The following is a 16,059-nucleotide window of genomic DNA, read 5'->3' as shown; positions in this document are numbered from 1 at the left end:
CGCGGTTCCACCCTAGTTGATACACAAAAGGTGCATCCACTTTATCATGTATTGCTCGGGACTGCCGTTTCCTTGCGGCTTCAGGCTTTCACTATCCCTGAATCGCTTTTTATGCAAGTACTTATAAGTCCGTCATCGCTACTTATATTAATAATAATGAACATATTCTAACACGTTCTTTTTTAAATCTCAATAGAGGAACGTGTCTATCTATGATAGAGTCTCGCCTATTTTTTCATTATTTATTCCGTAATTTTGTTTAATATGCTTAATTGCTTCACGCTTACTTAATGGAGCGAGTTCATTGTTTTGCACGTATTCCCAAACTACATCCGGATTTGTTTTTGCATATTCACGAAGGACCCAGCCAATCGCTTTTTGAATGAAAAATTCTTTTGAAGAATGTAGTTGCCCAATAATCCAGAAAAGAAGTTCTTCATCCATCTTTTGTTTATATTTCAGTTGGAATAAAATAGCGGCACGTTGTAACCATATGTTATCTGATGCAATCCATTTTGGAATATACGCAGAAATTAATTCTGGGTGTTTTAAAAAGATAGTACCTAAGAATGTAGGGACGATGCTATCGACAGAGTCCCACCAAGATTTTGTGACAATAAGTTCTTCTAAGAAGGGGATATGAGTTTCGTTTATATGCTTTTTATATTTTTGCATGATATCAAGTGCGGCCGCTTGGAATTCACGTTCTGGTAAGTCCCAAAGCTCGCGTACAATAATTTGGAAGTCTTTTTTATCTGGGAGAGTATGTATTTGAATGACGTCTTTTAATAATTGGCGCCTTTCCGGTGTTTGAATACCTAGAAATGGGAAGTGATTTTTCATATAACGAGTCATAGGTTCTGCTTTTTCAGGATTTTGATGAGCTGTAAAATGCTCTTGTAATGCTTTTACAAATGGATGCATACGTGTTTCTCCTCTCTTATTCTCTTTCTTCTCTTATTATACAAAGAGTTTGGATAAATTTTAAAACATAACTTGCAATGTAATGAAATATGTTGAAAGTAGAGAGGAGAGGATAAGATGGAGGATCAAGGCGTACTAGCAGGTTTCTTTGCTCTTAGTTTTGCGTTTATTCTTGTTGTATTGATTTGGGCAATTATTGCGTATTTATTAACGGCTTTTGCACTGTATACGATGGCGAAAAATGATGGTGCAACGGATGGTGCTCTTGCGTTTATTCCTTTTTTAAATAGTAAGATATGGGGTGATTTAGCAAAAGACAAATTACCGGATTTCTTAAAAGAAGAAGCGGGATGGAAAGTATTCGGCATATATGTCGCATGTTTCATTTTTAACTTCGTACCAATTCTATATTTATTAGCAACAGCTGTATCGATTGTGCTGTCTATTTATCTTATCTACGCAATTTTAGATAGATACGGAACGAATTCTATATTGTTTACGATTATTCATACAATCACATTTTCGGTTTTCTTACCGATTCATTTATTTATTATTCGAAATGAACCGGTGAGATATAAAGAGTAGATTTTTCGTTTCTGTTGATAAGTCGATATATTTTAGATATAAGTAAAAAAGCGCCCTGATTATCAGGGTGCTTTTTCTACTACATAAGGTAGCGTAAATAAATATAAATGTGAGAAATGATTAATGAAACGATCATAATTGGGAAACCGACTTTTAGGAATTCCATGTAACTAAATTTATGTCCTTCGCGGCTCGCGATACCTGCAACGATTACGTTAGCAGAAGCTCCGATTAATGTTCCGTTTCCGCCGAGACAAGCACCTAGTGCTAATGCCCACCATAATACATCGATTTGTGCGTCAGATGGTGATAAGCCTAGCCCAACTGCCATATCGTTAATAAGTGGAATCATTGTTGCGACAAATGGGATGTTATCAATTGTTGCAGAGGCGATACCAGATACCCATAAAATAAGGATGGATGCGTAAGAAATATCTCCGCCTGTTATACCAATTACTTTTTGAGCTAACATTTTGATAAGACCGATATCGATAAGTCCTCCAACAAGTACGAATAGCCCTGCGAAGAAGAAGATTGTTACCCACTCTACGCTTGCAAATACTTCTTCAATTTCATGCTCTTTCACACCAATTAACATAAGTACAGTAGCACCAGTTAAGGCAATGATAGCCGCATCAATATGGAAAATAGAATGAGTCATGAAACCTACAATTGTAAGTCCAAGTACCGTTAAAGATTTTTTCATTAATACTGGATCTTTAATGTATTGTTTTTCATCTAAGCTCATTAATTTTTTGACTTGTACAGGATCGGCAATTAATTGTTTGCGGTACATGAAGTAAAGTATTGTTGCTGTAACTCCAATAATAATAATTACGATTGGTGCTAGATTCAATAGGAAAGCATTGAAGTCTAAATGTTTATTGGCAGAACCAATCATAATGTTAGGTGGATCACCAATTAATGTTGCCGTTCCCCCAATGTTTGAAAAAATAATTTCAGAAAGTAAATAAGGAACAGGATTTACTTGCAGTATGCGCGTAATAGATAAAGTAACTGGAACAACAAGAAGTACAGTTGTAACGTTATCTAAAAATGCGGAGCCAAGCGCAGTAAGTAGGGAAAGGGAAATTAAAATTTTAATTGGATTTCCTTGTGCCCTTTTTGCTGCTTTAATGGCAACGTATTGGAAAACACCTGATTTACTCGTAATGTTCACCAAAATCATCATACCGATGAGTAGCGTAATCGTTCCCCATTCAATATGTTTCGTAAAGGCGTTATGTAAATCGACGACCCCCACAATTACCATGAGTGCTGCACCAAGAAGTGCGATGACAGCGCGATTAATTTTTTCAGAAATAATAATGGCATATGTAATTAAAAAGACTGCGATAGCAAAATAATACTGCCAGTTAGCGAGTTCTTGCGTTGTTTCGTGCAAAAATCTCATCTCCTTTCATTCATTTTTCTTAGTGTGTCAAATATTAACTAGATGAAACACACATAACGTCATTATAAAGTAGAAAAACTGCGGATGTAAATGAAAGGAGGGATTTTGTCATATTTTCTGCATAGGTCATTTTTTCTTATTTTTTAAAATATTTGTGGGCATTTGACATATATATAAGATACATCCAATCTGAATATTTAAAATGGAATTAGCATTCGAGCTTGTTCGTGTAGGAGTGTCAAATAGAAAGGAATGACAAAAATGATAAGGAAGGGATCGTATGGATGAACAACGATTTTTATTTTTAGACTTTGAGTTTACGATGCCCCAGCATAGAAAAAAACCGAAAGGATTTTTTCCGGAAATTATTGAGGTAGGACTCGTTTCAGTTGCTGGCTGTAAGGTGGAAGATACGTATTCATCACATGTCAGGCCGAAAACATTTCCCTCCTTAACGGATCGATGTAAGAAGTTTTTAGGAATAAAACAAGAAGTCGTGGATAAAGGGATTTCATTTCCTGAACTCGTTAAGAAGCTTGCAGAATACGAAACGAAATGTAAACCGACAATTGTAACGTGGGGAAATATGGATATGAAAGTGCTGAAGCATAATTGTGAAATGGCAGGGATAGCTTTTCCATTCTTCGGGCAGTGTCGTGATTTATCGCTTGAGTATAAGAAGTTTTTTGGGGAAAGAAATCAAACAGGATTATGGAAAGCAATTGAGGCGTACGGAAAAGTAGGGACAGGGAAGCATCATTGTGCGCTTGATGATGCGATGACGACGTACAATATTTTTAAACTAGTAGAAAAAGATAAAGAGTATTTAGTAAAACCAGCACCACCAACATTAGGAGAACTCGTTGATTTTTCAAAAGTGTTAAAGAAAGTGAGCACACAGTAACGACCAAATTGCACATTATGTAATTTGGTCGTTTTGTTTTTTTAGAGTTTGTAGTCCTTCTTTAACTGTTCTAATGTTTCTAGACTACGCTCTGCAAAAGGTGAATCATCTTCAGAAAATGAATTCATTTGAGTTTCTAATGCTAATTTTAGTGACTCGGTATAATCAGGAATTTCTCCTTCATATTTCTTTACCATTTGCTGTGGAATGTTCGTTTGCTCACGAAAAGCTAAAGCGCGTCTTTCATGGAAAAATGGTACGTCAGCTTGTTTTACGTTATGTAAGTCACCTTGCACCGGATGTTTTAAAACAGCTAATACTTTTACGACATAACTACCAGGACGGCTATTTGTAATTTCGCCGATGTATTTTCCTGTTTTATAAATACCAGTAACGATTTCACCAATTTCAAATGTTTCTCTCATATTTTTCACCTCAAGTTTATAGTAAGGAAAGTAGGAGGAGGAGTCAAAGAAATCATTCACTTTCGGAACGCCCCTTGAGAATATGAACTGGTTCAACTATAATTTAAAGATATATAACAGAAAATTCTGATGTTTTTTGAATCCTATAATTAAGGAGTGTTCGTTATGATGCCTTTATATTTTCCGGAAGATAAAACAGAATATATTATTCCAGGGATTGTGTGCGTTCTATTTATTATCGGTGCTATTGCCACGTGGCGCATGTTTATTCGTATATCAAAAAGAGAAGCAGAGCGATTACAGAAAGTTGAAGAAAAACTATTAGCTGAAAAGAAACAGTAACGCATTTTTGTATGTTTCCCTCTATGCTCGGACAATCTAAGGGCAGAATATATTTTGGAGGGAATGGAATGAAGAAACGGCTTTTTTTCAGTTGTTGTTTATTATTTCTGATGGCAGGTTGTGACCAAGGAAAGCCGAAAGAAATTGAAGTGAAATTACATAATGCTTCAGGAGATGAGGTAGGGACTGCGAAAGTAGTTCAGCAAACAAGTGGAGTGAAAATTACGATTAAAGGGGAAGGTTTCACGCCAGGACCACACGGACTACATGTACATGAAATCGGAGAGTGTAAGGCACCTCGTTTTGAATCATCCGGGAATCATTTTAATCCTGATGATAAAAAACATGGTCTTCTTAATCCGAAGGGTGCAGAAAACGGTGATTTACCGAACGTAATTGCAGACGGTTCTGGAAAGATCAAGGCAGAAATCGACGCGCCGCACATAACGCTTGAAGAAGGTAAAACAACGATTCATAGAAAAGATGGAGCGTCTATTATTATTACAGAAAACGCTGATGATGGTATGACACAACCGACAGGTAAATCAGGTGATCGAATTGCTTGTGGTGTCATTGTAAAAAAAGCATCGGATATGAAGAAAAAGTAAAAGCTACCGTGCATGGTAGCTTTTTTTGTGAAACGTAATTGAAAAGATATGGATAAAGGAGGTTGTCCTAAAATGATTTATGACAGCCTCTTTTCTTATTATGAAAACGTATGACGCAGTCTGTTCAAAATTTCTTCTAAAACAGATCTTGGACAGCCGATGTTAATTCGAATATGTTCTTCCCCACCTAACCCGTATTTCTCACCAGGTTCAACGATGATTTTTCCTTTTTCCTCAAGTAATGCAGTACGCTCGTTTTGAGAAAGCTTTAGACGAGAACAATCAATCCATAATAAAAAGCTACCTTCTGGCTTCGTTACGGAAAGAGCAGGTATGTGAGTTTTGATATATTCATAAGCAAATTGAGCATTATCTTCTATATATAATCGAATTTCGTTTAGCCAATCATTACATTCTGTATAGGCACTTTGCATCGCTGTGTAGGCGAAGATATTTAACCCGTGGAAGCCTTGTCTATATTGGATAGCTGTAAAGGCGTGACGGAGTTTTTCGTTTGGAATGATAATAATCGACGCTTGTAATCCAGCGATATTAAATGTTTTACTTGGAGCCATACAAGTGATAGTGCGCTCTGCTAATTCTTCAGATAAGGAAGCGAACGGTGTATGTGTATGGTCTGCATAAATGATATCGGAATGAATTTCGTCCGCGACAACGATTACGTTATATTTAGTACATAACGATCCGAGCTGCACAAGTTCCTCTTTCGTCCAAACGCGTCCGATTGGATTATGAGGGCTACAAAGAAGCATGAGTTTGACGCCTTGCTGAAACTGCTTTTCTAAATGCTCGAAGTCTATCACATATGTATCATTTTGTTTCTGTAATGGACTCACGCATAACTGCCTATTATTTGTTGTGACCATTTCGAAAAATGGAGGATAAATAGGTGGTTGTACGAGAACGGATTCGTTTTCTTTTGTAAAAGCCTGTATGCTCGTACTAAGAGCTGGGACGATCCCTGCACTAAAGACGATCCATTCTTTTTGAATGTCCCAGTCGTATTGTTGTTTTGTCCAGTTACAAATAATATCCCCAATATTTTCAGGGGGAAGTGTGTAGCCAAAAATCGGATGTTCGATCCGTTGTTTTAAGGCAGTTTGAATTGGTTTTGGTACTTCAAAATCCATATCAGCAATCCAAGCATGGATAAGTTCTTCGTTTTTATATGTATCCCATTTTATACTATGCGTTCCACGTCGATTGATTGCTTTATGAAATAGTTGCATAAGTTTGCCCCCTTCTTCTGTAAAACCAATAAGTTACGAAAGTTCTCTCTCTTCTTATAGAATAGCTGATGTGATAGGATAAAGAAAAGTATTAAAAAGTGAAAAGGCGGGAAGCGAATGGGTACATATGAAAAGATGATAGAGGTTGTGAAGAATTGGGATCCGTTTCAAATGGGACCGGAGTTTTATGAAACAGAAGCGAGCGATGTTGTGAACGTCATAAGTGTGTTTGATGATCCAAAATACATCGCAAAGAAGATTCAACATATATACTTTATGTCTTTTGAGGAAGTACCTGCGCTTGAAAAATGTGAGAAGTTAGCTTTGGAATTACTTGTAATAAAAGAAGGCGGAAGTTGTTCATTATAGGCTGTCGGAATTTCCGACAGCCTTTTTTATATTATCCCGCTATTTGCTTGGTAGTAAGACCCCACCTCAAAATTCAGCGGAAGCAAAGAAGTTAGGTGGGGACTGATTAAAGTTTCACTTTATTGCGCAGAAAAAGCGATAATTTCTTCATAAACATGTTTAGGCTTTTCTTCAGGTAGTAAATGTCCTGTATTTTCGTAAGAAATAAATTTTGAATTCGGTAAATCTTTGTGTAGACGATGACCTATATGTACAGGGACGACGCGGTCTTTTTCACCCCAAATGAGCAAGATAGGTGTTTCGATTTTTTGTAATTCAGTTGAAGATAAGTCACCTTCACGGTCTCGTATCATGCGAGTTAAAGCGGGAAATATACGGTCGTCATAAAAAGGAGCGGAGTAACCTTTTTTCATTTCATCGTCAATTAATGAGTGATCATGAACGACATTCATTAAGTTATGAACAATACCGCGTCTAATAATCCAGTTCTTTACGTATAAATGAAAGAACGGTAAATAAGAAGAGTATAGTAAAGGTAAGGTTGCGCGTGCTAAATAGCTAGAGCTGCATAGTAAAATCGTTTTTGAAATGAGTTCAGGACGTATACGGTTTACATAGAGAGAAATTTGCCCACCCATAGAGTGCCCAACTAATACAATGTTTGAGAGAGATAAATGTTCAATTAAATCAATAATAATCGTTGCTAAATTGTGATAAGAATACTTAAACAGATGAGACTTATCACTTTTTCCGAACGGTGGTAAATCAAGAGCAATCACTGTTCCTGCTTTCGATAGTAAGGGAATGAGACGACGGTAACTAAATGAGGAAGATAAAAAGCCGTGAACGAGTACGAAAGTAGGACGTTCTGTTTTGTTATCGTGTTCATACAATTCGTAATGAATAGTAGTGCCGCGAGTGGAAAAAGTGAAATAAGGACAAGTATATTCGTGATTCATTTTTTGTCACTCCATTGATTTTTGTTCATATCATCTCCAAGGAAGAAGAAAATATGTTAACAAAAAAAGGCAAGATGACGATGTCATCTTGCCTTTCGTTTATTCAGTATTACCCGCGAACAATATTAGGCGGTGTTTTTCCTTGTAATCCTGCAACTAAATTTTCAGCGGCGGTCATAGCCATTTGCTGCCTAGTTTTTAATGTTGCAGATCCGATGTGTGGTAAAGTCACAACATTTTGTAATGATAAGAGTGGATTATCTTTTTGAATCGGCTCTTGTGTAAATGTATCGATACCTGCTGCAAAGATTTTCTTTTCTGTTAAAGCATGGATTAACGCTTCTTCATCTACTGTTTTCCCGCGAGAAGCATTAATGAAGATTGCTGTTTCTTTCATTAATGAAAATTCCTTTTCTCCGATAAGGTGATATGTTTCATCTGTTAATGGAGTAAGAAGAACAATAAAGTCAGACTGCTCCAGTAGCGTCTGTAAATCACAATATGTAGCATCGAATTTTTGTTCAGCTTCTTCTTTACGACGGCGGTTATAGTAAAGAACATTCATATCAAATCCGAATTTTGCTCGTTTTGCAACGGCTTCTCCAATTCGGCCCATACCGATAATACCAATTGTGCTATGGTGTACATCTAGTCCGAAGTGTTCTTTTCCAATTTCAGCGTTCCATTCACCATTTTTCACATAAGAATCGAGTTCGCAAACACGGCGCCCAGCAGATAACATAAGGGCGAAAACGAGATCAGCTACTGTATCATCTAATACGTATGGTGTATTCGTTCCGATAACATTTCGGTTTTTCATCGCTTGTAAATCAAAATTATCGTAACCGACAGAAATGTTGCTCACTACTTTTAAGTTAGGAGCCACTGTCAGTAATTCTTCATTAATAGCAGATCCGAAATTTAATAACCCATCTTTATCTTGTATTTTTTCTAATAGAACATCACGGGGTACTTTCTCATTTTGATCCCATTTTTCATAATCACAGTGTTCTGATAAATAGTTTTCTACAAATGTTGGAACTGGTTCAGCAATATAAACTTTTGGTTTCACGATTCCATCCCCTTTCGCTTTATCACGCATTTTTCCACTGATTAAAGTTTCACTTTACCCCGCATTAACGGACAGTAAGTCTCCCACCTCAAAAAGCAGCTCAAGCAAAGAGGTTAGGTGGGAGAGCAACTGTCCGTAAAAGCCCGATTGGTGTGGGCTGATAATCAGTGGGGTGAAGCATTTCGCTGATTAAAGTTTCACTTTATTTTGACATAATTCAATAGAAAAATCTTCTTTTCAAACTGGAAAGGGTATTTGTATAATTTAAACACAAACGAAAAGGAAGGATGATTTATATGGTGACAGAAAAAGAATTAGAATTATTAGCTTGTCTTGAAAAGAGTAGTCGATTATCTGTAGATACATTAGCGAAGCTGTTAAATATAGAGGTAGAAGAAGTAAAGAAGATGGTTGCGAGGTTAGAAAATGAAAAGATTATTGTGGATTATGTAACACATATTGATTGGACGAAGGTGAAAGAACATACAGGTTTAACGGCAATGATCGATGTGAAAGTTACGCCAAAGCATGGCGTTGGGTTTGATGCGGTTGCTGAACAAATTTATCGTTATTCAGAAGTGAAATCCGTTTATTTAATGTCAGGGACATATGATCTTTCTATTACATTAGAAGGGAAAACGATGGGAGAAGTAGCGATGTTTGTTTCTGAGAAATTAGCAACAATTGAATCTGTTGTTTCTACAACTACTCATTTCATTTTGAAGAAGTATAAACATGAGGGCGTTATTTATGAAAAAGACGATGATGATAAGCGAATTGTGGTGACACCATGAAGCAATTTGAACTATCTAGATCAGCAGAATCTTTAAAACCATCTGGTATTCGAAAATTTTTTGATTTAGCAGCAAATATGAAAGGTGTTATTTCCCTCGGGGTAGGAGAGCCGGATTTTGTTACACCTTGGAATGTAAGGCAAGCATGTATTCGTTCTTTGGAACAAGGGTATACGTCATATACAGCAAATGCAGGATTATTGGAGCTCCGTCAAGAAATAGCAAAGTATCTAAAAAAACAATTTGCAGTATCTTATGATCCAAGTGATGAAATCATTGTTACAGTTGGAGCGAGCCAGGCGTTAGATGTAGCGATGCGCGCCATTATAAATCCTGATGATGAAGTGCTCATTATTGAACCGAGCTTCGTTTCTTATGCACCACTTGTGACATTAGCTGGAGGAGTTCCGGTTCCTGTGGCGACTACGTTAGAAAACGAGTTTAAAGTACAACCAGAACAAATTGAAGCAGCTATTACAGCGAAAACAAAGGCAATTTTGCTTTGTTCACCAAATAACCCGACAGGTGCAATGCTAAATAAATCCGAGCTTGAAGAAATAGCAGTGATTGTTGAGAAGTACAATCTAATCGTATTATCTGATGAAATTTATGCAGAACTTGTATACGACGAAGTATATACAAGTTTCGCGAGTATTAAAAATATGCGTGAGCATACGATTTTAATTTCAGGATTTTCAAAAGGATTTGCGATGACAGGATGGCGCCTCGGTATGATTGCAGCTCCTGTTCAATTTTCAGAATTAATGCTCAAAATCCATCAGTATTCAATGATGTGTGCACCGACGATGTCTCAGTTTGCAGCACTTGAGGCGTTACGCGCAGGGAACGATGAAGTAATTCGAATGAGAGATAGCTATAAGAAGCGTCGTAACTTCATGACGACATCTTTCAATGAAATGGGCTTAACGTGTCATGTGCCGGGCGGAGCATTTTATGTTTTTCCTGCTATATCTTCAACCGGATTATCTTCAGCGGAATTTGCAGAACAGTTATTGTTGGAAGAAAAAGTGGCCGTTGTCCCTGGTAGCGTATTTGGCGAAAGTGGTGAAGGATTTATTCGTTGTTCATATGCAACGTCGCTTGAACAACTTATGGAAGCGATGAAGAGAATGGAACGGTTTGTAGAAAATAAAAAAAGGACAAAACGTAATACGTTTTGTCCATAAAAGGGGGGGAATACTAGAAAGCCATGTGTTAGTAGTCTATCCCAATATTGGAGAATTATACTTCTTTAAGGGAAATTTTTCATGAATTTTGAATGAGTTCTGTCATAGTGGTATAATTTACTAATATAAGGTATACGCATTCTAGATAACGTTATCTAGAATGCGTACTAACCAATCGGATATTTAAAATAAATATATCTGCTTTGCTCTTTATAATTGTAGAGAGAATGGTAAACGTATGGGAGTGTTTCATATGTCAGAACAATATACAACAGGAGTGGTTGTAACAGGGAAAGTGACTGGAATTCAAGATTACGGTGCATTTGTAGCGTTAGATGCAGAAACACAAGGACTTGTGCATATATCTGAAATTACAAATGGATATGTAAAGGATATTCATGACTTTTTAAAAGTCGGCGATACAGTAGAAGTAAAGGTACTTTCAATTGATGAAGAGCACAGAAAAATGAGTTTATCGTTAAAAGCGGCGAAAAGAAAACAAGGAAGGATTCTTATACCGAACCCATCTGAAAACGGATTTAATACGCTGCGAGAAAAGTTGGCAGAATGGATTGAAGAGTCCGAGTTAACAAAGTAAAAGAGGAACGCATATGAGCGTTCCTCTTTTACTTTATCTTATGATATATATTTGCAAATATGATTGCATGCAATCATATTCGTATGTCGGAGGTGAAAGGACATACTGACTATCGAATTTCGTTTGTTTCTGGGTGTGTACCAAGATTTTCAGATGGTTTAAACAGTAAACCAAGATTGATAAGCCCAGATATACCAACGATGCCGTAAATAATACGTGCAAGAGCTGAATTTTGTCCACCGAAAATGGCTGCTACTAAGTCAAACTGGAAAAATCCGATTAGTCCCCAGTTCACAGCGCCAATTACAGTAAAGACTAATGCGATACGTTGCAAAGTACTCATGAAAAAGCCCCCCTTAATTGTGAAGCATGAGCAAGCGATGAGTTAATTAACTCTTTTATAGAATGGGGTAGTTATGTTGTTTTTATACATAAAAAATGTTCGAAAGATGATGTATATACATCTATACCGAAAAATACGAATTTTTATGCAAAAAATGAACTTTTTCTAAAAAATATATATTGGTTACGTTTACAATGGTTGAATCGCTTGATTTACAACTTCAGTTTCGCTAAAGTGAATACAGAAATACATATCCATAATTGGAGGGAAAAAGATGAGTACACATGTAACGTTCGACTATTCTAAAGCGTTATCCTTCATCGGTGAACATGAAATCACTTATTTACGTGATGCAGTGAAAGTAACACATCACGCAATCCACGAAAAAACTGGAGCTGGGAACGATTTCCTTGGGTGGGTAGACCTTCCGCTTCAATATGACAAAGAGGAATTCGCTCGCATTCAAAAATGCGCAGAAAAAATTAAAAATGACTCTGACATTTTACTTGTTGTAGGTATTGGTGGTTCTTACTTAGGGGCACGCGCAGCAATCGAAATGTTAAACCATTCTTTCTACAACACGCTTTCTAAAGAACAACGTAAAACTCCACAAGTGCTATTTGTTGGACAAAACATTAGCTCCACTTACATGAAAGATTTAATGGACGTATTAGAAGGTAAAGACTTCTCTATTAACGTTATTTCCAAATCAGGTACAACAACAGAGCCAGCACTAGCATTCCGTATCTTCCGTAAGTTATTAGAAGAAAAGTATGGAAAAGAAGAAGCTCGCAAACGTATTTATGCAACTACAGATAAAGCACGTGGTGCATTAAAAACATTAGCTGATAACGAAGGTTACGAAACATTTGTTATTCCAGATGATGTTGGAGGACGTTTCTCTGTATTAACGCCAGTTGGTTTATTACCAATCGCAGTAAGTGGCTTAAATATTGAAGAGATGATGAAAGGTGCAGCTGCTGGTCATGATGACTTCGGAACATCAGAACTAGAAGAAAACCCAGCTTACCAATATGCAGTAGTTCGTAACGCTTTATACAATAAAGGAAAAACAATTGAAATGCTTGTTAACTATGAGCCAGCACTTCAATACTTCGCTGAGTGGTGGAAACAGTTATTTGGTGAAAGTGAAGGAAAAGATCAAAAAGGTATTTTCCCATCTTCAGCAAACTTCTCAACTGACTTACACTCATTAGGTCAATACGTTCAAGAAGGTCGTCGTGACTTATTTGAAACAGTTCTTAAAGTAGGTAAATCTACACATGAACTAACAATCGAATCAGAAGAAAACGATTTAGACGGATTAAATTACCTTGCTGGTGAAACTGTAGACTTTGTAAACACAAAAGCATACGAAGGTACATTACTTGCACATAGCGACGGGGGAGTACCAAACTTAATCGTCAATATTCCTGAATTAAATGAGTACACATTCGGTTACCTTGTATACTTCTTCGAAAAAGCATGTGCGATGAGCGGCTACTTATTAGGGGTAAATCCATTTGACCAACCTGGCGTAGAAGCATACAAGAAGAACATGTTTGCTTTACTTGGTAAACCAGGATTTGAAGAATTAAAAGCAGAATTAGAAGAGCGTTTAAAATAATAAAAAGCGACCGGATTCCGGTCGCTTTTTATTATTTTATCGAAAAGTCCAGGTCGCTTTTTATTATTTTATCGAAAAGTCCATCAGTATATTCAAGCTAGAGTGGGTATGCTAAAGGAAAAGTCTTGGAGGGATGGACTTGATTCCAATTCAATCAAATTTAGAAGGACGTACATATGCGCTATTTAAGTTAGAAGAGATTATGAAACCACTTGGATATAGCATTGGTGGTAATTGGGATTATGATAAAGGATGCTTCGATTACAAAATCGATGAAGAAGATGGGTATCAATTTTTACGAGTGCCGTTTACAGCAGTAGATGGTGAACTGGATGTACCTGGTGTAGTAGTCCGTCTTGAAACGCCGTATATTCTTTCGCACGTATATCAAGACGAACTAGATGATAATGTGAATACTTTAACCGCTGGAACGAGTGGGATGGATCAATTTGCTGAACCGAAAGATCCAGATGGAGATGTAAAAAGAAAATATATCAATATTGGGAAAGTGCTCATGCAAGAACTAGAGCGTCATTTTATTAATGGTGAATAACAATGAGTATGTCGCTTTCGATAAGAATGAAGGTATGGACTGGATTAATCATATATTGATCATCACGCTTTATACCTAGTAAGAGAATGTTTTGTTTTAGAAGGGTATAGCTACAATTTGCAAAGGTTTGTCCGGTGCAGGACGGAGAAAGTTCCATCAGTTGTAATTTGTTATCAGAGATTTCATCGTAAAGTGAGAATAGTACACCTGAAATAGAAGGGAATAAAAGAGAAGCGGTAAATACATAACTCGTTAATTTATTTCCTTCTATAATTTCTGACGCGCCCGCTCTCGTTGCATTTTGAATTTGTTCAGTAGTAAGTAGTTCGGCGATGCAGTGAATGTTTGGATTGAGTCCTTTCGCAGTTAAAATATTTAAAATGGACTGTGTATCTGCTAAGCTTTCGTTCTTTTCTTTATCCGCTGTTATTAATATGGTGTGTGCCGTTGCAATATTAGCCTTTAATAAAGTTTGATCGTGATGCGGACAACCTTTTATAAATTCTAAATGATGAAAGGGTTTTGGGAGTAAAGAAAGTGTTTCATCAATTAAAACGATATCAAGGTTTGGTTGTAGTACATGCATTTGCTTTACAACATGTTTTGCACGCTCATTCCAGCCAACGATAATCATATGACCGTTAGAGGTAGCGGCTTCTTCACCTTTAACTTTCATGTATTGTTTACTAATCATCTCAGTAGCGAATAGAACCATATAATAAGAACAAAAGCCAGTTCCTAATAAAATAATACTTATACCTATTAGTTTTCCTATCGTTGTATGGGGAGCAAAGTCGCCATATCCAACTGTAAAAATGGTAACAATTGACCACCAAATTCCGTCAAACCATGTAGTGAAATGAGAGGGTTCTAATCTATGTATAAGAAAACCAGAAAAAGCAGTGAGTACAATAATAAAACAAATTAAACGAAAAATAATGGAATCACGAAATGTATCTACTAAATTCGGACGGGATTTCAATAGTAAATTCCTCCTTGTTTTGCAGGACTACATTCATTGTTACCATTATAGAAAAAAGAAAAACTCTCTAATTAAAGAGAGTTTATTTTATGCTACATACTTTCCACTTCAGTTTGTTGGACACTTTCAAGATGCTGGAGAGTATAGTAAACATCAGCGGTATGTCTTTTTTGATCAATGGACAGTTTAAGATGTAAATAGTGAGAACCGTTTTCTAACGTTTTAAGCTTCATATTTTTAACGTTTATATCCATTTCTTTTATCTCCTCGATTACAACCGGGATATTGTCCATATTTCGCACAACAAGTTTCACTGCAATATCACGTTGACGAAATGATCTAGGACCTACAAACTTCATTGTCAATGGTATAAGTTCGACACTAATCATAAGAAAACACATTCCGAAAATTGCCTCGATATAGAAACCAGCTCCAACGGCAATACCAATACCAGAAGCACCCCAAATCATAGCGGCAGTCGTGAGTCCTGCAATGCTATCGTTGCCTCTTCTTAAAATTACGCCAGCACCTAAAAAACCAATTCCTGATACAATTTGAGCGGCAAGTCGAAGTGGATCCATATTCATATGATCGGTATGTGGTAAGTTATAAGCTGCTTTAATAGAAACAATTGTTAGGAGGCAACTAATAATAGAAATAACTAAACACGTTTTTAAACCAAGTGGTTTCCGTTTTAATTCGCGTTCTAAACCAATGGCAAATCCTAAAATAGCCGAGAGACCTAGTTTGATTAATAAATCGGTATAGTCCATATATATTCCTCCTTGTATGATATGGTATATGAATAAAACGCTTATTATAGAAAGAAACGTTTTTTGATAGAGTAACTTTATATAAAATATATGTAGGAATTAATCATACATGAAAGAGATATTTCGTTTAAGTATATGATATTAAAAAAGAAATGTGGGCAGTTTTTAAAAAAGTTTATAAAAGGTGTTGCATTTCATTTATATACTGCATGATATATTAATAACCGTCGCTGATGCGGAAACGCAGAAAACGACAAAAAAGAAATTGAAAAACTTAGTTGACATTGAAAAATGAAGATGTTAACATAAGGAAGTCGCAAATGAGCGACCAAGTAGTTCTTTGAAAACTG

General features: G+C 36.5%; 19 protein-coding genes. 10 read left to right on the top strand and 9 right to left on the bottom strand.

Annotated elements, in window-relative coordinates:
- Positions 1–210 precede the first annotated feature (210 nt).
- Positions 211–924 (bottom strand): DNA alkylation repair protein, encoded by a 714-nt coding sequence (locus tag DN403_RS07440; RefSeq protein WP_000553316.1) that lies wholly within the window; start codon positions 922–924, stop codon positions 211–213.
- Positions 925–1,041: 117 nt separating this feature from the next.
- Between DN403_RS07440 and DN403_RS07435 the strand changes: the two genes are divergently transcribed.
- Positions 1,042–1,509, top strand: a complete 468-nt coding sequence (locus DN403_RS07435) for a hypothetical protein (protein WP_000390065.1) — start codon at positions 1,042–1,044, stop codon at positions 1,507–1,509.
- Positions 1,510–1,588: 79 nt separating this feature from the next.
- On the opposite strand, the gene DN403_RS07430 is transcribed toward DN403_RS07435, so the two are convergent.
- Positions 1,589–2,914 carry an ArsB/NhaD family transporter gene (locus DN403_RS07430; RefSeq protein ID WP_000545235.1) on the bottom strand — a complete coding sequence of 442 codons (1,326 nt, stop codon included), beginning with the start codon at positions 2,912–2,914 and terminating at the stop codon, positions 1,589–1,591.
- Positions 2,915–3,203: 289 nt separating this feature from the next.
- Here DN403_RS07430 and kapD point away from each other — a divergent pair, with 289 nt between their 5' ends.
- Complete coding sequence (gene kapD, locus DN403_RS07425) at positions 3,204–3,827, top strand: 3'-5' exonuclease KapD (protein ID WP_000344356.1); 624 nt, start codon at positions 3,204–3,206, stop codon at positions 3,825–3,827.
- A 41-nt stretch (positions 3,828–3,868) separates the two neighbouring features.
- Here the strand turns inward: kapD and kapB are convergent, their stop codons facing one another.
- Entirely contained in the window at positions 3,869–4,252 is a 384-nt protein-coding gene (gene kapB / locus DN403_RS07420; protein ID WP_001209326.1) for a kinase-associated lipoprotein KapB, read from the bottom strand.
- Between the two features lie 165 nt (positions 4,253–4,417).
- On the opposite strand from kapB, the gene DN403_RS31065 reads away from it, so the two are divergent.
- Both DN403_RS31065 and sodC read left to right on the top strand, forming a co-directional pair.
- Complete coding sequence (locus tag DN403_RS31065) at positions 4,418–4,594, top strand: hypothetical protein (protein ID WP_000982756.1); 177 nt, start codon at positions 4,418–4,420, stop codon at positions 4,592–4,594.
- Positions 4,595–4,662: 68 nt separating this feature from the next.
- Complete coding sequence (gene sodC, locus DN403_RS07415) at positions 4,663–5,202, top strand: superoxide dismutase [Cu-Zn] (RefSeq protein ID WP_000746518.1); 540 nt, start codon at positions 4,663–4,665, stop codon at positions 5,200–5,202.
- Between the two features lie 98 nt (positions 5,203–5,300).
- Here the strand turns inward: sodC and DN403_RS07410 are convergent, their stop codons facing one another.
- Positions 5,301–6,452: a MalY/PatB family protein gene (locus tag DN403_RS07410; protein ID WP_001175811.1), complete on the bottom strand. Its 1,152-nt coding sequence runs from the start codon at positions 6,450–6,452 to the stop codon at positions 5,301–5,303.
- Positions 6,453–6,569: 117 nt separating this feature from the next.
- On the opposite strand from DN403_RS07410, the gene DN403_RS07405 reads away from it, so the two are divergent.
- Positions 6,570–6,821, top strand: a complete 252-nt coding sequence (locus DN403_RS07405; RefSeq protein ID WP_149185379.1) for a YugE family protein — start codon at positions 6,570–6,572, stop codon at positions 6,819–6,821.
- Between the two features lie 119 nt (positions 6,822–6,940).
- Here the strand turns inward: DN403_RS07405 and DN403_RS07400 are convergent, their stop codons facing one another.
- Positions 6,941–7,780, bottom strand: a complete 840-nt coding sequence (locus DN403_RS07400; protein WP_001015202.1) for an alpha/beta fold hydrolase — start codon at positions 7,778–7,780, stop codon at positions 6,941–6,943.
- Between the two features lie 109 nt (positions 7,781–7,889).
- Positions 7,890–8,882 carry a 2-hydroxyacid dehydrogenase gene (locus DN403_RS07395; protein WP_001205003.1) on the bottom strand — a complete coding sequence of 331 codons (993 nt, stop codon included), beginning with the start codon at positions 8,880–8,882 and terminating at the stop codon, positions 7,890–7,892.
- Between the two features lie 266 nt (positions 8,883–9,148).
- Between DN403_RS07395 and DN403_RS07390 the strand changes: the two genes are divergently transcribed.
- From DN403_RS07390 to yugI, 3 genes are all read left to right on the top strand, one after another.
- Positions 9,149–9,646, top strand: coding sequence for an Lrp/AsnC family transcriptional regulator (locus tag DN403_RS07390; protein WP_000255696.1), 498 nt, complete (start codon positions 9,149–9,151; stop codon positions 9,644–9,646).
- Positions 9,643–10,833 carry an aminotransferase gene (locus tag DN403_RS07385; protein ID WP_000808529.1) on the top strand — a complete coding sequence of 397 codons (1,191 nt, stop codon included), beginning with the start codon at positions 9,643–9,645 and terminating at the stop codon, positions 10,831–10,833. Before DN403_RS07390 ends, DN403_RS07385 begins: the two co-directional genes overlap by 4 nt.
- 253 nt (positions 10,834–11,086) lie before the next feature.
- Complete coding sequence (yugI, locus tag DN403_RS07380) at positions 11,087–11,431, top strand: S1 domain-containing post-transcriptional regulator GSP13 (RefSeq protein WP_000003764.1); 345 nt, start codon at positions 11,087–11,089, stop codon at positions 11,429–11,431.
- Between the two features lie 109 nt (positions 11,432–11,540).
- Here yugI and DN403_RS07375 read toward each other — a convergent pair whose 3' ends face one another.
- Complete coding sequence (locus DN403_RS07375; RefSeq protein WP_000105788.1) at positions 11,541–11,774, bottom strand: DUF378 domain-containing protein; 234 nt, start codon at positions 11,772–11,774, stop codon at positions 11,541–11,543.
- Between the two features lie 274 nt (positions 11,775–12,048).
- On the opposite strand from DN403_RS07375, the gene DN403_RS07365 reads away from it, so the two are divergent.
- Together DN403_RS07365 and DN403_RS07360 are read left to right on the top strand one after the other, a co-directional pair.
- Complete coding sequence (locus DN403_RS07365; protein ID WP_000103654.1) at positions 12,049–13,401, top strand: glucose-6-phosphate isomerase; 1,353 nt, start codon at positions 12,049–12,051, stop codon at positions 13,399–13,401.
- Positions 13,402–13,540: 139 nt separating this feature from the next.
- Positions 13,541–13,954 carry a YugN-like family protein gene (locus DN403_RS07360; RefSeq protein WP_000612326.1) on the top strand — a complete coding sequence of 138 codons (414 nt, stop codon included), beginning with the start codon at positions 13,541–13,543 and terminating at the stop codon, positions 13,952–13,954.
- Here the strand turns inward: DN403_RS07360 and DN403_RS07355 are convergent.
- Both DN403_RS07355 and DN403_RS07350 read right to left on the bottom strand, forming a co-directional pair.
- On the bottom strand, positions 13,941–14,936 hold the full coding sequence (locus DN403_RS07355; protein ID WP_000842324.1) for a potassium channel family protein: 996 nt from the start codon (positions 14,934–14,936) through the stop codon (positions 13,941–13,943). The genes DN403_RS07360 and DN403_RS07355 overlap by 14 nt on opposite strands.
- A 92-nt stretch (positions 14,937–15,028) precedes the next feature.
- A complete protein-coding gene (locus tag DN403_RS07350; protein WP_000386682.1) occupies positions 15,029–15,709 on the bottom strand; it encodes an MgtC/SapB family protein in 681 nt (226 codons plus the stop codon).
- Between the last annotated feature and the right edge of the window lie 350 nt (positions 15,710–16,059).

Source organism: Bacillus sp. AY2-1, from assembly GCF_008368965.1.
Taxonomy (GTDB): domain Bacteria; phylum Bacillota; class Bacilli; order Bacillales; family Bacillaceae_G; genus Bacillus_A; species Bacillus_A thuringiensis_S.
Note: the sequence above shows the minus strand (reverse complement) of the source record. Positions and strands in the feature narration are given on the sequence as shown.

Coding starts and splice junctions, on each gene's coding strand:
- DN403_RS07395 (WP_001205003.1), bottom strand. CDS start 8,882: ATGCGTGATAAAGCGAAAGGGGATGGAATCGTGAAACCAAAAGTTTAT.
- DN403_RS07410 (WP_001175811.1), bottom strand. CDS start 6,452: ATGCAACTATTTCATAAAGCAATCAATCGACGTGGAACGCATAGTATA.
- DN403_RS07405 (WP_149185379.1), top strand. CDS start 6,570: ATGGGTACATATGAAAAGATGATAGAGGTTGTGAAGAATTGGGATCCG.
- DN403_RS07365 (WP_000103654.1), top strand. CDS start 12,049: ATGAGTACACATGTAACGTTCGACTATTCTAAAGCGTTATCCTTCATC.
- DN403_RS07400 (WP_001015202.1), bottom strand. CDS start 7,780: ATGAATCACGAATATACTTGTCCTTATTTCACTTTTTCCACTCGCGGC.
- DN403_RS07390 (WP_000255696.1), top strand. CDS start 9,149: ATGGTGACAGAAAAAGAATTAGAATTATTAGCTTGTCTTGAAAAGAGT.
- DN403_RS07375 (WP_000105788.1), bottom strand. CDS start 11,774: ATGAGTACTTTGCAACGTATCGCATTAGTCTTTACTGTAATTGGCGCT.
- DN403_RS07350 (WP_000386682.1), bottom strand. CDS start 15,709: ATGGACTATACCGATTTATTAATCAAACTAGGTCTCTCGGCTATTTTA.
- kapB (WP_001209326.1), bottom strand. CDS start 4,252: ATGAGAGAAACATTTGAAATTGGTGAAATCGTTACTGGTATTTATAAA.
- kapD (WP_000344356.1), top strand. CDS start 3,204: ATGGATGAACAACGATTTTTATTTTTAGACTTTGAGTTTACGATGCCC.
- DN403_RS07440 (WP_000553316.1), bottom strand. CDS start 924: ATGCATCCATTTGTAAAAGCATTACAAGAGCATTTTACAGCTCATCAA.
- sodC (WP_000746518.1), top strand. CDS start 4,663: ATGAAGAAACGGCTTTTTTTCAGTTGTTGTTTATTATTTCTGATGGCA.
- yugI (WP_000003764.1), top strand. CDS start 11,087: ATGTCAGAACAATATACAACAGGAGTGGTTGTAACAGGGAAAGTGACT.
- DN403_RS31065 (WP_000982756.1), top strand. CDS start 4,418: ATGATGCCTTTATATTTTCCGGAAGATAAAACAGAATATATTATTCCA.
- DN403_RS07385 (WP_000808529.1), top strand. CDS start 9,643: ATGAAGCAATTTGAACTATCTAGATCAGCAGAATCTTTAAAACCATCT.
- DN403_RS07435 (WP_000390065.1), top strand. CDS start 1,042: ATGGAGGATCAAGGCGTACTAGCAGGTTTCTTTGCTCTTAGTTTTGCG.